This is a genomic window from Microbacterium meiriae (assembly GCF_025143875.1).
GTDB classification, from domain to species: Bacteria; Actinomycetota; Actinomycetes; order Actinomycetales; family Microbacteriaceae; genus Microbacterium; species Microbacterium meiriae.
In genome coordinates, this window is record NZ_JAMBDU010000016.1 from 68,863 (window position 1) to 87,387 (window position 18,525).

Consider the following 18,525-nt stretch of genomic DNA (forward strand, 5'->3'; position numbering starts at 1 on the left):
GCTCAGAGCGGCGGCGCCGTATCACGACGGCGGGCGAGCAGGGCGAGGTGCAGGGCGGCGAGGGTCTCCCCGTCGTCCAGATCCGCGCCCAGCAGGTCGCCGATGAGCGCGAGGCGCTGATAGAACACCGAGCGGGAGAGGTGGCTCGCGGCCGCCGCGGCGGAGCGGTTGCCCGGGTGCGCCACGAGAGCGGCGAGCACGGCGAGCAGATCGCCTCGGCGATCCCTGTCGTGACGCACGAGCGGATCCAGCATCTGCTCGCTGTGCGCCTGGAGTCGCCGATCGTCGCGCAGGGCGGACACGAGGCGCTCGAGCGGCCGGTCGGCGACGCGGCGGACCGGCGGCACGTCACCCCCGGACGGCCGCGCGGCGAGGTCGAGCGCGGCACGGGTCGAGGCCAGGAGTCCGAGCACGCCTTCGGCGCTCGGACCGAGGATCGCGGGCGCACCGCCGGAGAGGTGGCGGACGGCCGCATCGGACAGGGCGCCGACGCCGGTCGCGACGAGCAGCACCACGTCGGCGCCGCGCCGCGAGCCCACCGCAGCCAGACCGGCCGCACGCGCACGGGCGACCAGCCGGTCCGATGCCTCGTCGGTGCGGAACACGAGCCCGGTGCCGGTGGTGCCCGCGAGATCCAGCCCGAGCCGCCGGAGCCGGACCTCGACATCCTCCTCACGGGCGAAGCGCGCGCCGAGGAGATCCTCGATGAGGCTGCGGTGCGCGAGCACGGTCCACGCGCCTTCCCCGTCGGCGAGGCAACCGAAGGCGAGGGCGGTCGCCCCCAGCTCCAAGACGGTGGCGCGACCGGCGGGATGCGGTGGACCGTCCGCCGCGATGAGCCAGCCCCAGCGCACACCGCGCGCCTGCACCGGCACACGGTCACCGCCATCCGGGCCGGGCGGACGGAGAGCCTGGCCGACCGGAACGCGGAGAGCTTCGACGGCGACGACCTCTCCTGCCAGGTTCTCGAGGTGGACGGGGACGTCGAGCGCACGGGCGACCTCCGACACGATGAGGTCGGCCGGTGCGCCACGGAGGCTGAGGGCGGTGAAGAGATCATGCAGACGCTGCCGTTCGCGGAGCGCCGCGGTCTGCGCTTCGATCAGCGCCCGGTGCACGGCCTCGGTCACCGCGACGAACTTCACCTCCACCGCGAGCGCGACGAGGGCGAGACCGGCGGCGGCGCAGGCCTCGATGACCGCGTCCGGGACGCGGGACATCCGCGGGCCGAGTTCGATCACGATGCCCGAGACCCCGATCGCCGCCAGCTCCGCCACGAGCACGCGCAGTGCTGCGGTGCCGGTCGGCCAGGCGGCGCCGGTCGTGAGCAGCAGCTCGCCGCCGTCGAGCAGGCGGGCGACGTCGGCGCTGTCCGAGACGTGGACCCACCGCACCCCGGCCTCGAGTGCCGGGCCGCCGACAAGGACGGTCGGCGCTCCCTCCTGGACCGCGGGAAGAGCGAGGACGTCCCCGACGAGCAGCGCCGACGAGCGCCGATCCGGACGGTCTGTCCGACCGAAGAAGAACTCCTGACGCTCTGCCACTCTGCACGGGCTCCGTTCTCTGTGAGCATGGGCCGAGCCCCAGCGTAGCGACCCTCGGTCAGAGTGTGCGATACGCGATCCACTGCGAAGGAGCACCTGTGAACACCGTCCGTCATCTCATCAACGGCACCGAGACGGCCGCTGCGGCGCGCCGCGGCCCCGTCTTCGACCCGGCGACAGGAGCCGTCACGAAGGAGGTCGCCTTCGCCTCGGCCGCCGAGGTCGACGCCGCCGTCGCCGCCGCGGCTGCGGCACTCCCGGCGTGGCGGGAGACGAGCCTCATCAAACGCGCCGACGTGTTCTTCCGGCTCCGCCAGCTCCTCACGGAGCGCACGGACGAGCTGGCGGCGATCGTCACGTCCGAGCACGGCAAGGTCCTGTCCGACGCGGCCGGCGAGGTGTCCCGGGGCATCGAGAACGTCGAGTTCGCGGCCGGCCTCGTACATCTGCTCAAGGGCGAGCGCAGCGAGCAGGTCGCCCGCGGGGTCGACGTGCACTCCGTCAAGCAGCCGGTCGGGGTGGTCGCCGCCATCACCCCGTTCAACTTCCCGGTCATGGTGCCGCTGTGGATGGTCGCCTCGGCCATCGCCTGCGGCAACACCGTCGTCCTCAAGCCCAGTGAGAAGGATCCGTCCGCCGCGGTGTGGCTCGCACGGCTGTTCCACGAGGCGGGCCTGCCGGACGGCGTCCTCAACGTCGTGCACGGCGACCGGGAGGCCGTCGACGCGCTTCTCGAGTCCCCGCGGGTGCAGGCGGTGAGCTTCGTCGGATCGACGCCCATCGCCCGGGCGATCTACCAGCGGGCGTCTGCCGCCGGGAAGCGCGTCCAAGCGCTCGGTGGCGCGAAGAACCACATGGTCGTGATGCCCGACGCCGACATCGACGCGGCCGCCGACGCCGCCGTCTCCGCGGCCTACGGCTCCGCGGGCGAACGCTGCATGGCGGTGTCCGTGCTCGTGGCCGTGGGCGACATCGCCGACGACCTCGTCGCCGCGATCGCCCGCCGCATCGACGGCCTCTCGATCGGCCCCGGCACGGACCCGGCGAGCGCGATGGGCCCGCTCATCACCGCGGAGCACCGCGATCGCGTCGCGTCCTATGTCGCGGGAGCCCCCGGAGAGGGCGCCAGGGTCGTCGTCGACGGCACGAGCGCGGAGTTCGACGGCGACGGCTTCTTCCTCGGCGTGAGCCTGATCGACGACGTCACCCCTGGCATGCGCGTCTATGACGACGAGATCTTCGGCCCGGTCCTGTCCGTCGTGCGCGTGGGCTCCTACGCGGAGGCCGTCGCGCTGGTCAACGCGAACGCCTACGGCAACGGCACGGCGATCTTCACGCGCGACGGCGGGACGGCACGGCAGTACGAGTTCGACATCGAGGTCGGCATGGTCGGCGTCAACGTCCCGATCCCGGTGCCCGTCGGCGCGTACTCCTTCGGCGGGTGGAAGGACTCCCTCTTCGGCGACGCGCACATCTACGGCCCGGAGTCCGTGCACTTCTACACGCGGTCGAAGGTCGTGACGACGCGGTGGCCCGACCACACCCCGTCGCAGATCGACCTCGGCTTCCCGAGCAACCACTGACGAGGAGCGATCACGATGACGACCTTCACCGACCGCCACGGAGTCTCCTCTCCCCTCCCCGCCCCCGACGCCGAAGCGCAGGTGCGCGCCGACGACCGCGCCCACGTCTTCCACTCCTGGAGCGCCCAGGCGCTGATCGACCCGTTGCCGGTCGCCGCCGGCCAGGGCTCGACGTTCTGGGACTACGAGGGCACCGCCTACCTCGACTTCTCCAGCCAGCTCGTGAACCTCAACCTCGGCCATCAGCACCCGGACCTCGTCGCTGCGATCCAGCGGCAGGCCGGGCGGCTCGCGACCATCCAGCCGTCGATGGCCAATGATGTGCGGGGTGAGCTCGCGCGCCTCATCGCCGAGGTCGCCCCGGACGGCTTCGAGAAGGTGTTCTTCACGAACGGCGGCGCGGAGGCGAATGAGTACGCGGTGCGCATGGCCCGGCAGGCCACGGGCCGCCGGAAGGTGCTGTCGATGTACCGCAGCTACCACGGCTCCACCGCCACCGCGATCTCCCTCACCGGCGACCCCCGTCGCTGGGCGAACGACGTCACGGACACCGGCGCCGTGCGGTTCTTCGGCCCGTACCTGTACCGCTCCCCGTTCCACAGCGAGACGCCGGAGCAGGAGACGGAGCGCGCCCTCGCGCATCTGGAGCAGACCATCCAGCTCGAGGGCCCGCAGACGATCGCCGCGATCATCGTCGAGACAGTGGTCGGCACCAACGGCGTGCTGCTTCCGCCGCCCGGCTATCTGCCCGGGGTGCGCGCGCTGTGCGACCGCTACGGGATCGTCTTCATCGCCGACGAGGTGATGGTGGGGTTCGGCCGGCTCGGCGAATGGTTCGGCATCGACGCCTTCGAGGGGCGCCCCGACCTGATCACCTTCGCGAAGGGGGTGAACTCGGGCTACGTCCCGCTCGGCGGCGTCGTGATCTCGGACCGCATCGCCGCAGCCTTCGACACCGTTCCGTTCGCGGGCGGGCTCACGTACTCCGGACACCCTCTCGCCTGCGCGGCCGGTGTCGCCACGTTCGAGGTGTACCGCCGCGACGGCATCCTGGAACGGGTACGCGACCTCGGTGAGCGGATCGTCGGCCCGACGCTGCGCGCGTGGGCATCGTCGCATCCGAGCGTGGGTGAGGTACGCGGCCGCGGCCTGTTCTGGGCGGTGGAGCTCGTGCGGGACCAGCAGACCAGGGAGCCGCTGGTGCCGTTCAACGCGACCGGTACCGATGCCGCGCCGATGACCGCGTTCGCAGCCGCCGCGAAGCGGGCAGGAGTCTGGCCCTTCACGCACTTCCACCGCGTGCACATCGCCCCGCCGCTGGTGATCGAGGAGGCGGAGCTGGTGCGGGGACTGGCCGGGATCGAGGAGGCGCTGACGGTCGCCGACGATATCGCCGCCGGCTGAGCGGCCGGCGGCGCCCGCCTACTTGCGGTCGAAGTCGAACGCCTTGAGGAGCTCGCCGACGGCCTTGTCGCGCTCCTCGCCGCCGTCCTCGAACATGTGGGTGACGTGCGTGCGCAGGTGGTTCTCCAACAGCAGACGGTTGAGCGACTCGAGGGAGCGCTGGATCGCGCGGGACTGCGTGATGATGTCCATGCAGTACTCCTCGTTCTCGATCATCCGCGCGACACCGCGCATCTGACCCTCGAGGATGCTGGTGCGGTGCAGAGCGCGCTTCTTGATGTCTTCGATCACGTATCGAGGCTACTCGCCCCGTGAAAGGATGACGTCATGCCGCGAACACCCACGACGCTGCTCTCCGTCGCCGACCAGGAGCGTCGGCGCGCGCTGCGGCGGATGAAGGCCGTCGCGCTCGGCGCCCTCATCTTCATGGCCCTCGCCTTCATCGTCGCGTTCGCGTTCCAGGAGCGGGTCGGTGGGCTCGCCTACGTGCGAGCCGCGGCGGAGGGCGGGATGGTCGGCGCGCTGGCGGACTGGTTCGCGGTCACGGCGCTGTTCCGCCGTCCGCTCGGCCTGCCCATCCCGCACACCGCGATCATCCCGAACCGCAAGGACGAGATCGGCCGCACGCTGGGCGAGTTCGTGGAGACGAACTTCCTCGCTGCCGACGTCGTGCGCACCAAGCTGACCAGCACCGCGATCGCCCTCCGCGCCGGCGAGTGGCTCCGCGAGACCCCGCATGCCGAGCGGGTCGCTGCCGAGGGCGCGACGGTCGCGACGGCGGTGCTGAACGCGCTGAGCGACGACGACGTGCGCGACCTCCTCGCCGACCTCGCCCGCGAGCACCTCGTCGCACCGGAGTGGGGGCCGCCCGCCGGAGCGTGGCTGGAGAAGATCGTCGACGCGGAAGCGCACCACGGCGCTGTCGACCTCGCGGTGGACAGCATCGGGCGGTGGCTCGACGCGAACGCCGCGTCCTTCGCCGGACTCGTCTCCCGACGACTCCCCGGGTGGATGCCGAAGATCGCGCACCGCCTGATCGACGACACTGTGTACAACGAGGCGGTCAAGTTCGTCCGCGCCGTGCAGGCCGATCCGCGGCATCCGGCCCGCCTCGCGATCGACGGGTACCTGTCCCGCCTCGCTGACGCTCTGCAGAACGACCCCGCGACGCGCGAGAAACTGGAGAACGCCAAGGCTGCTCTCTTCGACAGCCCGCGCGTCGGCGCCCTGGCGGCGGAGGCCTGGAACACCGCCAAGAACGGACTCCTCACCTCCCTCGCCGACCCGGAGAGCGGGCTGCGGCGTCGCGCCGTGCAAGCCCTGCAGGAGGTCGGCGAGCGGCTCACGACCGACGCCGCCCTGCAGCGCCGGGTCGACACGTGGGTCTCGGACGCGGCCGTCTTCCTCGTCGACCGGTACCGGCACGACATCGCCTCGATCATCACCGACACCGTGGAGCGCTGGGATCCCGCCGAGACCACCGAGAAGATCGAGCTCATGGTCGGCCGCGACCTGCAGTACATCCGTCTGAACGGCACCGTCGTCGGCGCCCTCGCCGGCCTTGCGATCTTCACCGTCGCCCACGCCCTGATCCCGGGAGTCTGACATGGCGCTGTCCCACGATCCGTCCTGGCCGCGCGCCGGGGCCTGGCCCGCGTTCGAGGACACGGCCGATGCGGTGCTCCTCGGCGTCCCGACCTGGCGCACCTCGCTGTCCCCGACCGGAGCCCACGCGACGCCGGCCGCGATCCGCGAGGCGCTCCCCCGCTACGGCACGACGGTCCTCGGCCCGCCGACGATCGACCTGGACGAGGTGCTCCGCATCGCGGATGCCGGGGACGTGCCGGAGCCGGACGGCGACACCGGAGAGGCACGGACGATCGAGCGGGTCCGGGAGCTGGCGCGAGCGTCCGACCTCGTCATCGCTCTCGGCGGCGACAACTCCCTCACCTACCCTGTCGCCCTCGGTGCGGAGGCCACGGGCCTGATCACGTTCGACGCCCACTTCGACCTGCGCGACGGCGTCTCCAACGGCACGCCGGTGCGACGACTCGTCGAAGACGCCCCGGCGGCGTCCGGCCTCCCCACCGCCCGCATCGACCCCACCCGGATCGTGCAGATCGGCCTCGCCGATTTCGCGAACTCCGCCGCCTACGCGCGCCGGGCGGCGGACTGGGGCATCCGGGTCGTCACGCTCGACGACGTGCGCCGTCGCGGGATCGCCGACGTCGTGGCCGAGGCGGTCGAGATCGCGGGGGCGGGCGACCGGCCCCGCGTGCACCTCGACATCGACGTGGACGTGTGCGACCGCGCGGTCGCCCCGGGATGCCCGGCCAGCGTCCCCGGAGGCCTGGCGGCGTGGGAGCTGCGCGCCCTCACGCGCGGTGTCGCCGCCGACCCGCGGGTCCGGAGCACCGACATCGCCGAGGTCGATGCGACAGCGGATGCCGAGGACGGTCGCACCGTGCGACTCGCGGCCCTCTGCGTGCTCGAGCTGCTCGCCGGCCTCGCGGCACGCTGAGCAGAGGAGCGGCCGGGCGACGCGCCGGATCAGCGCACGACGAGCTCGGGCGTGATGAGCGCGTGCGCCGAGCCGGACTCGACCCGACGCGGCGCGACGACGTCCCCCGTCGGCCCCATCAATAGATGGAGGATCGCCTCCGCCACATCCTCCGGTCGCTGCTCGACGCTGGAGAATCCCAAGGCTTCGGCGGTGGGCGTGTTGTCGAACCCGATGACCGGGACGGTCTTCCCGGCGTCGGCGAGGCCGAGCAGGGCCCCCACGGCGAGAGAGTCGCTGGCGCAGACGATGGCGTCCGCCCGGATGCCGTCTTCCAGCGCCCGGGTGATCGCCCGACGCGCCTCGGGAACCGAGTCCTCGGCGACGACCCTGGCGCCGTGCGCACCCGCCTCCGCGACGGCCTCGCGCCACCCGCGTTCTCGATCGTCCCCCGTGCCTGACCCCGACGGCCAGCCCAGGAAGGTCACCGCGCTCCCGTGCTCGAGCGCATACGTCGTCGCCGCCCTGGTGCCCGCCGCGCCGTCCACGTCGACCCAGAGATGCATCGGATCGGAGATGTCGTCATCCCCCCACGGCCGTCCGAAGGAGATGAACGGCAGACCGAGCGCGTCCAGCCGCGTGACGCGGGGATCGTCGCGCACGGTGCCGGTGAGGATCGCCGCATCGATCTCGGATCCGTCCCACAGTTCGGCGAGCCGGCCGAGCTCCTCCTCCGGGGTCCGTGCCGCGTACACGAGCATGCGCATGCCGCGATCACTCGACCGCTCCGTGATGGCGTGCACGAACCGATCCAGCACCACCCCCGAGATCCCGCCCAGGTACGGGTCGAGCCGGATGCCGATCGTCGAGCTCCGACGCAGGCGCAGCCGGCGGGCCGCCGCGTGCCGACGGTAGCCGAGCTCGTCGATGGAGGCGAGCACGCGCTCCCGGGTGGCCGGCCGGACGATGTCCGGGGTGTTCAGGACGTTCGACACCGTCTGGCGGGAGACGCCGGCGTGTGCCGCCACATCCTCCACCGTGGGGGCCTTGGCCATCGCACTCCTCGATCCCGGCGGCTTGACACGTCCGCACTGCCGCACCTAGCGTATTCCATGCAGAGTTTGATCGTTCAAATTCCTGCCCGCCGGCCCTCATCAAAGGAGAGAGAGACATGACACGGCAGACCACACGCGCCTGGCTCGGCGCCGGAGCGGTCCTGATCACCACCACCCTCGTGCTCACCGGGTGCGGCTCCGGGTTCTCAGGCGAGGAGCAGAGCGAGGGCGACACGGACCTCACCTCCTCCGACGACGGCCTCACGATCCTCATCGGCTCGTCGGGCGACGCCGAGACCGCCGCAGTGCAGTCGGCGCTCGACGCCTGGTCCGAGGAGTCCGGCACCGAGGTCGACCTCCAGGTGGCGAGCGACCTGGCGCAGGAGCTCTCCCAGGGCTTCGCCGCCGGGAACCCCGCCGACCTCTTCTACCTCGCACCGGAGCAGATGGCCGGGTACGCCTCGAACGGCTCCCTCCAGGCGTACGGCGACGAGCTCTCGAACAAGGACGACTTCTACCCCTCCCTCGTCGAGAACTTCACCCTCGACGGCACGTTCTACTGTGCGCCCAAGGACTTCTCCACGCTCGCGCTCGTGATCAACACACGCATGTGGGCGGAGGCGGGACTCACCGATGCCGACCTCCCGAAGAGCTGGGACGACCTCGCGGCCGTCGCGCAGAAGCTCACCACCGCCGACCACGTGGGTCTGGCCTTCGGAGCCGAGTACCAGCGCGTCGGCACGTTCATGGCGCAGGCCGGCGGTGGGCTCGTGAAGGACGGCACGGCGATCGCGGACGACCCCGCGAACGTCGAGGCGCTGGAGTACGTGCAGACCCACCTCGTCGACGGCACCTTCGCCTACGCGAAGGACGTCGGGGCCGGCTGGGGCGGCGAGGCACTCGGGAAGGAGCTGGCCGCGATGGTGATCGAAGGCAACTGGATCACCGGTGCGATGGCGAACGACTTCGGCTCCGTGGACTACACCGTCGCCGAGCTTCCCGAAGGACCGGGCGGCCAGGGCACCCTGCAGTTCACGAACTGCTGGGGCATGGCTGCCGACAGCCCCAACCAGCAGGCGGCCCTCGACCTCGTCGAGTACCTCACCAGTGCCGACAGCCAGCTCGCCTTCTCGAAGGCGTTCGGCCCGATGCCGTCGATCACCTCCGCCGCCGACCAGTGGACCGCGGACAACCCGGACCTCGCGCCCTTCCTCGCGGGAGCGGACTACGCGCAGTTCCCGCCCAACCAGGACGGCGCTGCGGACGTGATCGCCGACTTCAACGCGCAGCTCGAGTCGCTGAAGACGGGAGATCCCGCACAGATCCTCGGCACCGTGCAGTCGAACCTCGAAGCGATCGTCGAGTAGCGATGGCGGGACACGCCCTGTCTCGCCGCGGGGGAGCCTCCGGACTCCGCCGCGGCGAGGCCGCAGCCGGGTGGCTCTTCACGGCGCCGGTCATCCTCATCCTCGGGGTCTTCTTGCTGGTCCCCGTGCTCATGGCGCTCTGGGTCAGCATGTCGGACTGGGCGGGGCGCGGCAGCCCCCTCTCGCCGTCGGTCTCGTTCGTGGGCACCGAGAACTACTCGGCCGTGCTGGCCGACGGCGGCCTCGCGACCAAGGACTTCGGGACCGCGCTGCGCAACAACTCCTGGTACGTGCTGCTCGTCGTGCCCCTGCAGACGGCCATCGCCCTGTTCCTCGCCGTCCTGGTGAACAGAGCGGTGCTGCGCGGCCGCGGGTTCTTCCGGACCGCGTACTACTTCCCCTCCGTCACGAGCTCGGTGGCGATCACGGTGCTCTGGCTCTTCCTGTTCTCCGCGAGCGGAGCGGTCAACAGCGTTCTCGCCTGGTTCGGTCTGAACGGTCCGAACTGGTTCAACGACCCCCGCGGCATCCTGCATCTCGCGCTCAGCGGCATCGGCATCGACACCGGACCCGCCGCGCTCACCGGCGGCGGGATGCTGGGCATCTCCTGGTGGGAGTGGCTCGCCGGTCCGTCGATCGCCATGAGCGCCTACATCCTGATGGCCATCTTCACGACCTCCGGCACCTTCATGCTGCTCTTCCTCGCCGGTCTGCAGAATCTCGGCGCGGACGTCGACGAGGCGGCCATGATGGACGGGGCGAACGGGTGGCAGCGGTTCTGGCGGGTGACCCTGCCGCAGCTGCGGCCGACGCTGTTCACGGTGCTCACCCTCGGGCTCATCGGCTGCTGGCAGGTGTTCGATCAGATCTACACCGGCACCCGTGGCGCCCCCAGCAAGACGACCCTCACCCCGGCGTACCTGTCGTACAAGACGGCGTTCACGGATCAGGAGTGGGGTCAGGGCGCCGCGATCGCCTTCATCCTCTTCGTCATCATCGTGATCTTCACGCTGCTGCAGCGCTGGGTGCTGCGCGACCGGCCGGTATCGCGGCGCCGCATCCGCGCGTACGAGGTCGCGCGCGAGGGAGGGACGTCATGAGGCTCTCGCGCACGCAGCTGACCTGGCAGATCGTGCTGTACGCCGTGTTGATCGTGCTCGCCGTCATCTACATCTACCCGTTCCTGATCCAGGTGTTCACGAGTTTCAAGACGGACGAGGACGCTGCGAGCTCCGGCGTGAACCTGCTCCCGGAGTCGTGGACGTTCGCCGCCTATGAACGGCTCTTCGCCAACTCCGACTTCCCGTCGTGGTTCGTCAACAGCGCCATCGTGACGATCTTCGTCACCGCGGGGCGGGTGTTCTTCAACTCCCTCGCCGGATACGCGCTCGCGCGTCTGCGCTTCCGCGGTCGAGGAGTCGTGTTCGCGGCCCTCGTCGCCGTGATGTCGGTGCCGACCGTCGTCCTGCTCATCCCGAAGTTCCTCGTCATCAACCAGCTCGGCATCTTCAACTCCTACGCCGGCATGATCCTGCCTCTGCTGGTCGACGCCGCCGGCGTCTTCATCATGAAGAACTTCTTCGAGTCGATCCCCGTCTCGGTCGAGGAGCAGGCGCGGATCGATGGAGCCGGTGCGTTCCGGACCTTCTGGTCGGTCGTGCTCCCGATGGCGACGCCCGCCCTCATCACGATCGTCATCCTGTCGTTCCAGGGGTCGTGGAACGAGCTCAGCCACTTCATCGTGTCCACGAACGACCCCGCGCTGACGACCCTCACGAAGGGTGTCGCCTCGCTCGCCAGCGGGCAGCTCAGCCAGGGCACCCAGTACCCGCTCAAGCTCGCCGCGGCGCTCATCATGACGATCCCCGTCGCCGTGATGTTCTTCATCTTCCAGCGCCGCATCATGAATTCCACCGAAGGAGCCGTCAAGGAATGACCGACCGCCCCCACCTCCAGCCGCTGCTCGACGACGCCGTGGTGGTGCTCGACGCCCCCACCCAGGTCTGGTCCGACCGCGACGGCGACGTGGGCGGCGCCCCGATCCACGGGGTCTACCACGGCGACGTCCGTCACATCGCCGCGATCGGACTCGAGGTGCGGGACACCGCCCTGGAAGCCATCGCCTGCTCGGCGCCGGTCCCGCAGCGTGCGCTGTTCACCGGCCTGCTGCGCGGACTCGACGATGCCGCCGCCGATCCGAAGGTGCGCCTCGACCGGGATCGCACCGTCGAGGCGGGAAGACTGACCGAGACCCTGCGGGTGTCCTCGCACCTCATGCACGAGGTGACGGCCGAGCTCACGGTGCGCATCCGCCCGGACTTCACCCCCATGCAGCTCGTCAAGGCGGGGGTGGCCGGGGGCGAGGAGTGGTCGTGGGACGGCGAGCGCTGCCGCGCAGGGCAGGCGTCGTTCACGCTGCACGCTGTGGACGCCGCCGTGTCGATCGACGGTCGGGAGATGCTGCTCGCCTGGCGGGTGACCGTCCCTCCGCGCGGCGAGGTCGAGGTGACGTGGTCGGTCGACCTCGACGATCCGACCCTGGTCGTGACGTCGTCGCCACGGACAGCCGGCGTCCGGCCCGTCCCCACCGGAGCGGACCCTCGCGCCGCGCGCTGGCTGGAGCGCGCCTGCGCCGACCTCGATGCCCTGCGACTGGCCCTGCCGGATCAGCCGGACGAGGCGTTCTACGCCGCGGGCGCCCCCTGGTTCTTCACCCTGTTCGGACGGGACTCGATCTGGACGGCCCGTCTCGCCCTCGCCGCCGACCGCGACATCGCCGCCTCCACCCTGCGGGTGCTCGCGCGTCTCCAGGGCACGGTGCACGACCCCGGCACCGCGGAGGCCCCGGGCAAGATCGCGCACGAGCTCCGCAGCGCGGAGCTCTCCCTCCCCGGCGAGGGCGTGCTGCTGCCTCCGCTCTACTACGGCACGGTCGACGCGACACCGCTGTGGATCTGCCTCCTCGCCGACGCGCGCGCGGCCGGCCTGACGATCACGGAGCTGAAGGACCTGGAGCCCGCGTTGCGCGCCGCAGTGACGTGGATGATCGAGCACGGCGACGCCTCCGGCAGCGGCTTCATCGACTATGCGGATGAGTCGGGCCACGGCTTGGCGAATCAGGGCTGGAAGGACTCCGGCGACTCGATCCAGTGGCGCGACGGCCGTCTCGCGGAAGGTCCGATCGCGCTCAGCGAGGTGCAGGGATACGCCTACGAGGCCGCAGTGCGCGGAGCAGCGCTCCTCGACGAGCTGGGCGCAGCCGGCGGTGACGACCTGCGTTCGTGGGCGGCGGACCTGCGGCGACGCTTCCGGGAGGCCTACTGGGTCACCACGCCGGAGGGGCGGTACCCCGCCATCGCCCTCGACGCCCACGGCGCCGCGGTCGACACGCTCACCAGCAACATCGGCCATCTCATCGGCACCGGGCTGCTCGATCCGGACGAGGAGAGCGCCTGCGCGGAACTGCTCGTCGGCGAGACGATGTCGAGCGGGTACGGCGTCCGCACGATGTCCACGGAGGCCTCGGGATACTGGCCGCTGAGCTACCACGGCGGCAGCGTGTGGACCCACGACACCGCGATCGCCGTGCACGGGATGCTCCGCGCCGGCCTCACCGATCATGCCGGACGCATCGCCGCCCAGCTGCTCGATCTCGCCGAGGGCTTCGACTACCGCGTGCCGGAGCTGCACTCGGGCGAGCCCCGCGTCGACGGCGGCCGACCGGTCCCCTACCCGGCCGCCTGCCGTCCGCAGGCATGGTCCGCCGCTGCCGCCGTGGTCTGCGCCGAAGCCCTGCGATGAGGGGCGGGACGGTCAGACGACGGCCGTCCCGTCCTTCCAGACGCGCTGCACCAGCGGCACCCCCGGCCGGTACGCCAGATGCACGCGGGAGGGGGCGTCGAGCAGCACGAGGTCGGCGCGCGCCCCGGGGGTGATCCGGCCGATGTCGTCCCGCCGCAGTGCCCGCGCCCCGCCGGCGGTGGCGGCCCAGACCGCCTCCGCCGTGGTCATGCCCATGTCCCGCACGGCGATGGCGATGCAGAAGGCCATCGACGACGTGAAGCTCGACCCCGGGTTCGTGTCGCACGCGAGCGCCACGGTCACCCCCGCGTCCAGCAGCCCGCGGGCGTCCGGATAGGGCTGACGCGTGGAGAACTCCACACCGGGGAGCAGCGTGAGCACCGTGTCCGACGCGGCGAGCGCGGCGACGTCCGCGTCGGTGAGGTAGGTACCGTGATCCACGGAGGCGGCCCCGAGCTCGACCGCCATCCGCACGCCATCGCCCGGGCCGAGCTGGCTCGCATGCACGCGAGGAGCGAGACCCCGGGCGATGCCCGCCTCCAGGATCCGCCGCGACTGCGTCACCGTGAAGGCGCCGGTCTCGCAGAACACGTCGATCCACCGGGAGTGCGGGGCGCAGGCGTCGAGCATCGGCCCCACGACGAGGTCGACGTAGGCATCGGGATCGTCAGCGTACTCGACCGGCACCACGTGCGCCCCGAGGAAGGTGACCTCCGGCGTCACCTCGGCGGCGAGGCGCACGAGGCGCTCCTCCTCCGCGACGGCGAGACCGTAGCCGCTCTTGATCTCGACCGTGGTGGTGCCCTGCGTCCGCAGCTCCTCGATGAAGCCACGCAGCCGGCTCCGCAGCTCGTCGTCGCTCGCCGCCCGGGTCGCCTGCACCGTCGAGCGGATGCCGCCCGCCGCGTACCGCTGCCCCGCCATGCGCGCCTCGAACTCCGCCGCGCGATCGCCTCCGAAGACGAGGTGACTGTGGCTGTCGACGAATCCGGGGATCACGGCCCTCCCCCGGGCGTCGACGACCTCGTCGGCGGCGGGGGCTCCCGCGGATGGGCCGACCCACGCGATCCGCTCGCCGTCGATCAGCACGGCGGCGTCTCTGAGCGTGCCGCTCGGATCGCCCTCGGCGGCGACGTTGGTCGTCAGTTCCCCGATCCCGGTGATGAGGGTGGTCGTCACAGCATCGGCACCTTCAGTCCGCGGTCGCGCGCGACCTCCCTGGCGTGGTCGTACCCGGCGTCCGCATGCCGCATCACGCCGGTTCCCGGGTCGTTGGTCAGCACGCGCGCGAGCTTCTCCGCGGCGAGGGCCGAACCGTCCGCCACCGTCACCTGCCCGGCATGGATCGAGCGGCCGATCCCCACCCCGCCGCCGTGGTGCAGCGACACCCATGAGGCCCCGGAGGCGGTGTTGAGGAGAGCGTTGAGCAGCGGCCAGTCGGCGATCGCGTCGGAGCCGTCCTTCATGGCCTCGGTCTCCCGGTACGGGGACGCGACGGACCCGGAGTCCAGATGATCGCGGCCGATGACGATCGGTGCGGAGAGCTCTCCCGACGCGACCATCTCGTTGAACTTCAGCCCGGCGAGGTGCCGCTCCTGGTAGCCGAGCCAGCAGATGCGCGCCGGCAGCCCCTCGAAGTGGACGGCCGACCCCGCCTTGTCGAGCCAGCGGTGCAGCGCGGCGTCCTCGGGGAAGAGCTCGGCGATCGCACGGTCCGTCTTGAAGATGTCCTCCGGGTCTCCGGAGAGCGCCACCCAGCGGAACGGTCCTCGCCCCTCCTCGAACTGCGGACGGATGTAGGCGGGGACGAAGCCCGGGAACGCGAACGCCCGGTCGAAGCCCCCGAGCTGCGCCTCCGCGCGGATCGAGTTGCCGTAGTCGAAGACCGCCGCCCCCGCGTCCTGGAAGCCGACCATCGCGGCGACGTGGGCGGCCATGGACTCCCTCGACCGCCGGGTGAACTCCTCCGGATCGCGCGCGGCCTCCGCCTTCCAGCGGGACACGTCGATGCCGATCGGCAGGTAGGCGAGCGGGTCATGGGCGCTGGTCTGGTCGGTCACGACGTCGATCGGCACGCCCCGGCGCAGGAGCTCGGGGAAGATCTCCGCGGCATTGCCCACGACGCCGACCGAGAGGGCGTGACCGGCGTCCTTCGCCGCCACGACCCGGGCCACCGCCGCGTCGAGGTCGGTGGTGTACTCGTCGAGGTACCGGTGCTCGACGCGGCGGGCCAGCCGCGTCTCGTCGACGTCCACGATCAGGACCGCGCCCTCGTTGAGGGTCACCGCGAGAGGCTGCGCCCCGCCCATACCGCCGGCGCCGGCGGTCAACGTGAGCGTGCCCCGCAGGGAATCCCGGCCCAGCGAGCGGGCCACAGCGGCGAACGTCTCGTACGTCCCCTGCAGGATGCCCTGCGTGCCGATGTAGATCCAGGAGCCGGCCGTCATCTGGCCGTACATCGTCAGCCCGAGCTCCTCCAGGCGGCGGAACTCCGGCCAGGTCGCCCAGTCACCGACGAGGTTCGAGTTGGCGATGAGCACGCGCGGTGCCCACTCATGGGTGCGGAACACCCCCACCGGCTTCCCGGACTGGACGAGGAGCGTCTCATCCGACTCCAACTCGTCGAGCGTGCGGACGATCGCCTCGTACGCCGCCCAGTTGCGCGCCGCCTTGCCCGTCCCACCGTAGACGACGAGGTCCTCCGGGTGCTCGGCGACCTCGGGATCGAGGTTGTTCATGAGCATGCGCTTGGCCGCTTCCGCGCCCCAGCTCTTCGCGGTGCGCTCGGCACCTCGGGCTGCGCGTACCGTACGCGCTGCGGTGTCCTCAGTCATGCATGTGCTCCTTTGCGACACGGGCGACGGCGCCCGACTGGACGAGGGCGGTCACGGCCTCCATCTCGGGCGAGAGGTGGCGGTCAGGTCCGGGGCCTGCGGCGACGGTGCGGACGAGGTCGCGCACGGCTCCGGTCGCCGGGCCCGCCTGCAGCGGCGCGCGCAGGTCGAGCGCACGGGCCGCGGTGAGGATCTCGATCGCGAGGACCCGCGAGAGGCCGTCGACCGCGCGCCGCAGCTTCCGCGCCGCGGCCCAGCCCATCGAGACGTGGTCCTCCTGCATCGCCGAGGACGGGATGGAGTCCACCGAGGCCGGAACCGCGAGGCGCTTGAGCTCCGAGACGATGCCGGCCGCCGCATACTGCGCGATCATCAGACCGGAGTCGACGCCGACCTCCGCCGCCAGGAACGGCGGGAGCCCGTGGCTGCGGGCCGGGTCCAGCGCCCGGTCGGTGCGGCGCTCGGACACGGAGGCGACGTCGGCGATGGAGATCGCCAGGAAGTCGAGGACAGCGGCGACCGGGGCCCCGTGGAAGTTGCCGTTGGACTCGATGCGGCCGTCGAGGGTGATGATGGGGTTGTCGATCACGCTGGAGAGCTCGCGCTCCGCGATCATCGCGGCGTGCCCGAGCGTGTCACGTGCGGCGCCGTGCACCTGCGGCGAGCAGCGCAGCGAATATGCGTCCTGGACGCGGCCGTCCTCCGGGCCCTTGTGGCTGGCGACCATGGGGGACCCGGTGAGCAGTGCACGGAGGTGGCCGGCGGAGACCGCCTGGCCCGCCTGCGGACGCAGCGCCATGAGGTCGGCGGCGAACACGGCATCGGTGCCGAGCTGCGACTCGACCGACATCGCCGCCGCCACGTCCGCCGTGAGCAGCAGCGTCTCGAGGTCGTGGAGCGCGAGCACCAGAGTGCCGAGCATGCCGTCCGTGCCGTTGATGAGGGCCAGCCCCTCCTTCTCGACGAGGGTGAGCGGAGCGATGCCGGCCGCGGCGAGGGCGTCGGCCGCGTCGACGAGACGCCCGGCGGCGTCGCGCACTTCGCCCTCCCCCATCGCCGCGAGGGCGATGTGGGCGAGCGGGGCGAGATCTCCGGAGCACCCCAGTGACCCGTACTCGCGGACCACGGGGACGATGCCCGCGTTGAGCAACGCGGCGTAGGTCTCGACCACGACAGGACGCACGCCCGTGCGCCCCGAGGCGAGCGTCTGGAGGCGCAGCAGCTGGAGCCCGCGGACCACCTCCCGCTCGACCTCGGCGCCGGTCCCCGCGGCATGGGAGCGGATGAGGCTCGCCTGCAACTGCAGTCGCCGCTCAGGAGCGATGAAAGTCGTCGCCAGCGCGCCGAAGCCGGTGGACACCCCGTAGTGCGGGTGCGGGTCCGCGGCGAGGCCGTCGATCACACGGCGGCTCTCGGCGACCCTCGCCAGCGCGGCGGGATCCACCCGGACGGGCACGTCATGCCGGACCACGCGGACGACCTCCGCCGGGGAGAGAGGGGCGGCGCCGACGATGACAGGGGCAGGATCGCTCATGTCTCGATTCCACACCCGCCGGGTCGACGCGCACGCGGCTTCGTGGCAACCTGTGTCTGTGATCCCAGACATCCCCGAGACCGATGAAGCCCAGGTGCCTGCCGCGGCGCAGACCCTGCGCATCCTCAGCTACCTGGCGGGTCGGCCGGCACCGGTCGCGGCGTCCGCGATCGCCCGCGAGCTGATGCTTCCGCGATCGACGGTCTATCACCTGCTGCGCACGCTCGCCGCCCATGGCTTCGTCCTGCACCTCCGTGAGGAGCGTCGATGGGGACTCGGCACGTCGGCCTTCGAGCTGGCAGGGGGCTATGCGCGGCAGCAACCGTTGGCACGGCTCGGCCGTCCGCTCATCGCCGCACTCTCCGACCATCTCGGGGAAAGCGCACACCTCGCGGTGATGAGCGGCGGCGATGTGCTCTACATCGTCGAGGAACGGGCGCCGCGACGCCCGGCACTGGTGACCGACGTGGGCGTGCGCCTCCCGGCGCATCTGACCGCAACGGGACGCGCGATGCTCGCCGCGCTCCCCCGCGAACAGGTGCGGGCGCTGTATCCGGATGCTTCCGCATTCTCCGACCGCACAGGGCGCGGTCCTCGCAGGCCCGGCGAACTGCGCGAACTCCTCCGCGAAGTCCGCGTCCGCGAGTATGCGACCGAGGACGGTGAGGTCGCGGACGGACTGCGCTCCGTGGGCGCAGTGGTGCGGGACGCTGCGGGATGGCCGGTCGCCGCCGTGGCGGTCACCTGGGCCGACGACGACGGCAGGGAATCTGCGCTGGCGAAAGCGGTACGCGAGACCGCGGCGACGCTCGAGGCACGCCTGGCGCGCTGAGTCCGTCCTGCGGGCCGCGGAGCGATCGCGTTAACGCAAGAAGGCCACCCAGCATTGGGTGGCCTTCTTGT

Annotated in this window: 15 protein-coding genes; 9 read left to right on the top strand and 6 right to left on the bottom strand. The window is 71.5% G+C overall.

Translation table 11 applies throughout. The features are described 5' to 3' along the window. Positions 1 to 2 precede the first annotated feature (2 nt). The gene (locus M4D53_RS11245; protein ID WP_259954068.1) at positions 3 to 1,544 is read right to left on the bottom strand and encodes a PucR family transcriptional regulator; all 1,542 of its coding nucleotides are present in this window, start codon (positions 1,542 to 1,544) and stop codon (positions 3 to 5) included. A 98-nt stretch (positions 1,545 to 1,642) separates the two neighbouring features. Between M4D53_RS11245 and M4D53_RS11250 the strand changes: the two genes are divergently transcribed. Both M4D53_RS11250 and M4D53_RS11255 read left to right on the top strand, forming a co-directional pair. Continuing rightward, a complete protein-coding gene (locus tag M4D53_RS11250; RefSeq protein ID WP_259954069.1) occupies positions 1,643 to 3,127 on the top strand; it encodes a CoA-acylating methylmalonate-semialdehyde dehydrogenase in 1,485 nt (494 codons plus the stop codon). 15 nt (positions 3,128 to 3,142) lie between these two features. Continuing rightward, positions 3,143 to 4,531, top strand: coding sequence for an aspartate aminotransferase family protein (locus M4D53_RS11255; RefSeq protein WP_187662414.1), 1,389 nt, complete (start codon positions 3,143 to 3,145; stop codon positions 4,529 to 4,531). A gap of 18 nt (positions 4,532 to 4,549) precedes the next feature. On the opposite strand, the gene M4D53_RS11260 is transcribed toward M4D53_RS11255, so the two are convergent. After that, the gene (locus M4D53_RS11260; RefSeq protein ID WP_025102619.1) at positions 4,550 to 4,822 is read right to left on the bottom strand and encodes a metal-sensitive transcriptional regulator; all 273 of its coding nucleotides are present in this window, start codon (positions 4,820 to 4,822) and stop codon (positions 4,550 to 4,552) included. 36 nt (positions 4,823 to 4,858) lie between these two features. Between M4D53_RS11260 and M4D53_RS11265 the strand changes: the two genes are divergently transcribed. Next, positions 4,859 to 6,136, top strand: coding sequence for a DUF445 domain-containing protein (locus M4D53_RS11265; protein ID WP_187662415.1), 1,278 nt, complete (start codon positions 4,859 to 4,861; stop codon positions 6,134 to 6,136). Position 6,137: 1 nt separating this feature from the next. Then, positions 6,138 to 7,052, top strand: coding sequence for an agmatinase family protein (locus M4D53_RS11270; RefSeq protein ID WP_259954070.1), 915 nt, complete (start codon positions 6,138 to 6,140; stop codon positions 7,050 to 7,052). A 29-nt stretch (positions 7,053 to 7,081) separates the two neighbouring features. Here the strand turns inward: M4D53_RS11270 and M4D53_RS11275 are convergent, their stop codons facing one another. Continuing rightward, on the bottom strand, positions 7,082 to 8,086 hold the full coding sequence (locus M4D53_RS11275) for a LacI family DNA-binding transcriptional regulator (RefSeq protein ID WP_187662417.1): 1,005 nt from the start codon (positions 8,084 to 8,086) through the stop codon (positions 7,082 to 7,084). Positions 8,087 to 8,202: 116 nt separating this feature from the next. On the opposite strand from M4D53_RS11275, the gene M4D53_RS11280 reads away from it, so the two are divergent. Genes M4D53_RS11280 through M4D53_RS11295 form a run of 4 tightly spaced genes read left to right on the top strand, consistent with a single transcriptional unit; the run spans position 8,203 to position 13,254 of the window. Next, the gene (locus tag M4D53_RS11280; RefSeq protein ID WP_259954071.1) at positions 8,203 to 9,453 is read left to right on the top strand and encodes a sugar ABC transporter substrate-binding protein; all 1,251 of its coding nucleotides are present in this window, start codon (positions 8,203 to 8,205) and stop codon (positions 9,451 to 9,453) included. A 2-nt stretch (positions 9,454 to 9,455) separates the two neighbouring features. Continuing rightward, complete coding sequence (locus M4D53_RS11285) at positions 9,456 to 10,553, top strand: carbohydrate ABC transporter permease (RefSeq protein WP_259954072.1); 1,098 nt, start codon at positions 9,456 to 9,458, stop codon at positions 10,551 to 10,553. Beyond that, entirely contained in the window at positions 10,550 to 11,389 is an 840-nt protein-coding gene (locus tag M4D53_RS11290) for a carbohydrate ABC transporter permease (protein WP_259954073.1), read from the top strand. The genes M4D53_RS11285 and M4D53_RS11290 overlap by 4 nt, the downstream gene beginning before the upstream one ends. Beyond that, positions 11,386 to 13,254, top strand: a complete 1,869-nt coding sequence (locus M4D53_RS11295; protein ID WP_259954074.1) for a glycogen debranching N-terminal domain-containing protein — start codon at positions 11,386 to 11,388, stop codon at positions 13,252 to 13,254. Before M4D53_RS11290 ends, M4D53_RS11295 begins: the two co-directional genes overlap by 4 nt. Before the next feature lie 12 nt (positions 13,255 to 13,266). Here M4D53_RS11295 and hutI read toward each other — a convergent pair whose 3' ends face one another. Genes hutI through hutH form a run of 3 tightly spaced genes read right to left on the bottom strand, consistent with a single transcriptional unit; the run spans position 13,267 to position 17,622 of the window. Further along, positions 13,267 to 14,433: an imidazolonepropionase gene (hutI, locus tag M4D53_RS11300; protein WP_259954076.1), complete on the bottom strand. Its 1,167-nt coding sequence runs from the start codon at positions 14,431 to 14,433 to the stop codon at positions 13,267 to 13,269. Then, positions 14,430 to 16,088 (bottom strand): urocanate hydratase, encoded by a 1,659-nt coding sequence (hutU, locus tag M4D53_RS11305; protein ID WP_259954078.1) that lies wholly within the window; start codon positions 16,086 to 16,088, stop codon positions 14,430 to 14,432. The genes hutI and hutU overlap by 4 nt, the downstream gene beginning before the upstream one ends. Further along, entirely contained in the window at positions 16,081 to 17,622 is a 1,542-nt protein-coding gene (hutH, locus tag M4D53_RS11310; RefSeq protein WP_259954080.1) for a histidine ammonia-lyase, read from the bottom strand. Before hutH ends, hutU begins: the two co-directional genes overlap by 8 nt. 94 nt (positions 17,623 to 17,716) lie before the next feature. Here hutH and M4D53_RS11315 point away from each other — a divergent pair, with 94 nt between their 5' ends. Continuing rightward, entirely contained in the window at positions 17,717 to 18,454 is a 738-nt protein-coding gene (locus M4D53_RS11315; protein ID WP_232089255.1) for an IclR family transcriptional regulator, read from the top strand. Positions 18,455 to 18,525: the final 71 nt, after the last annotated feature.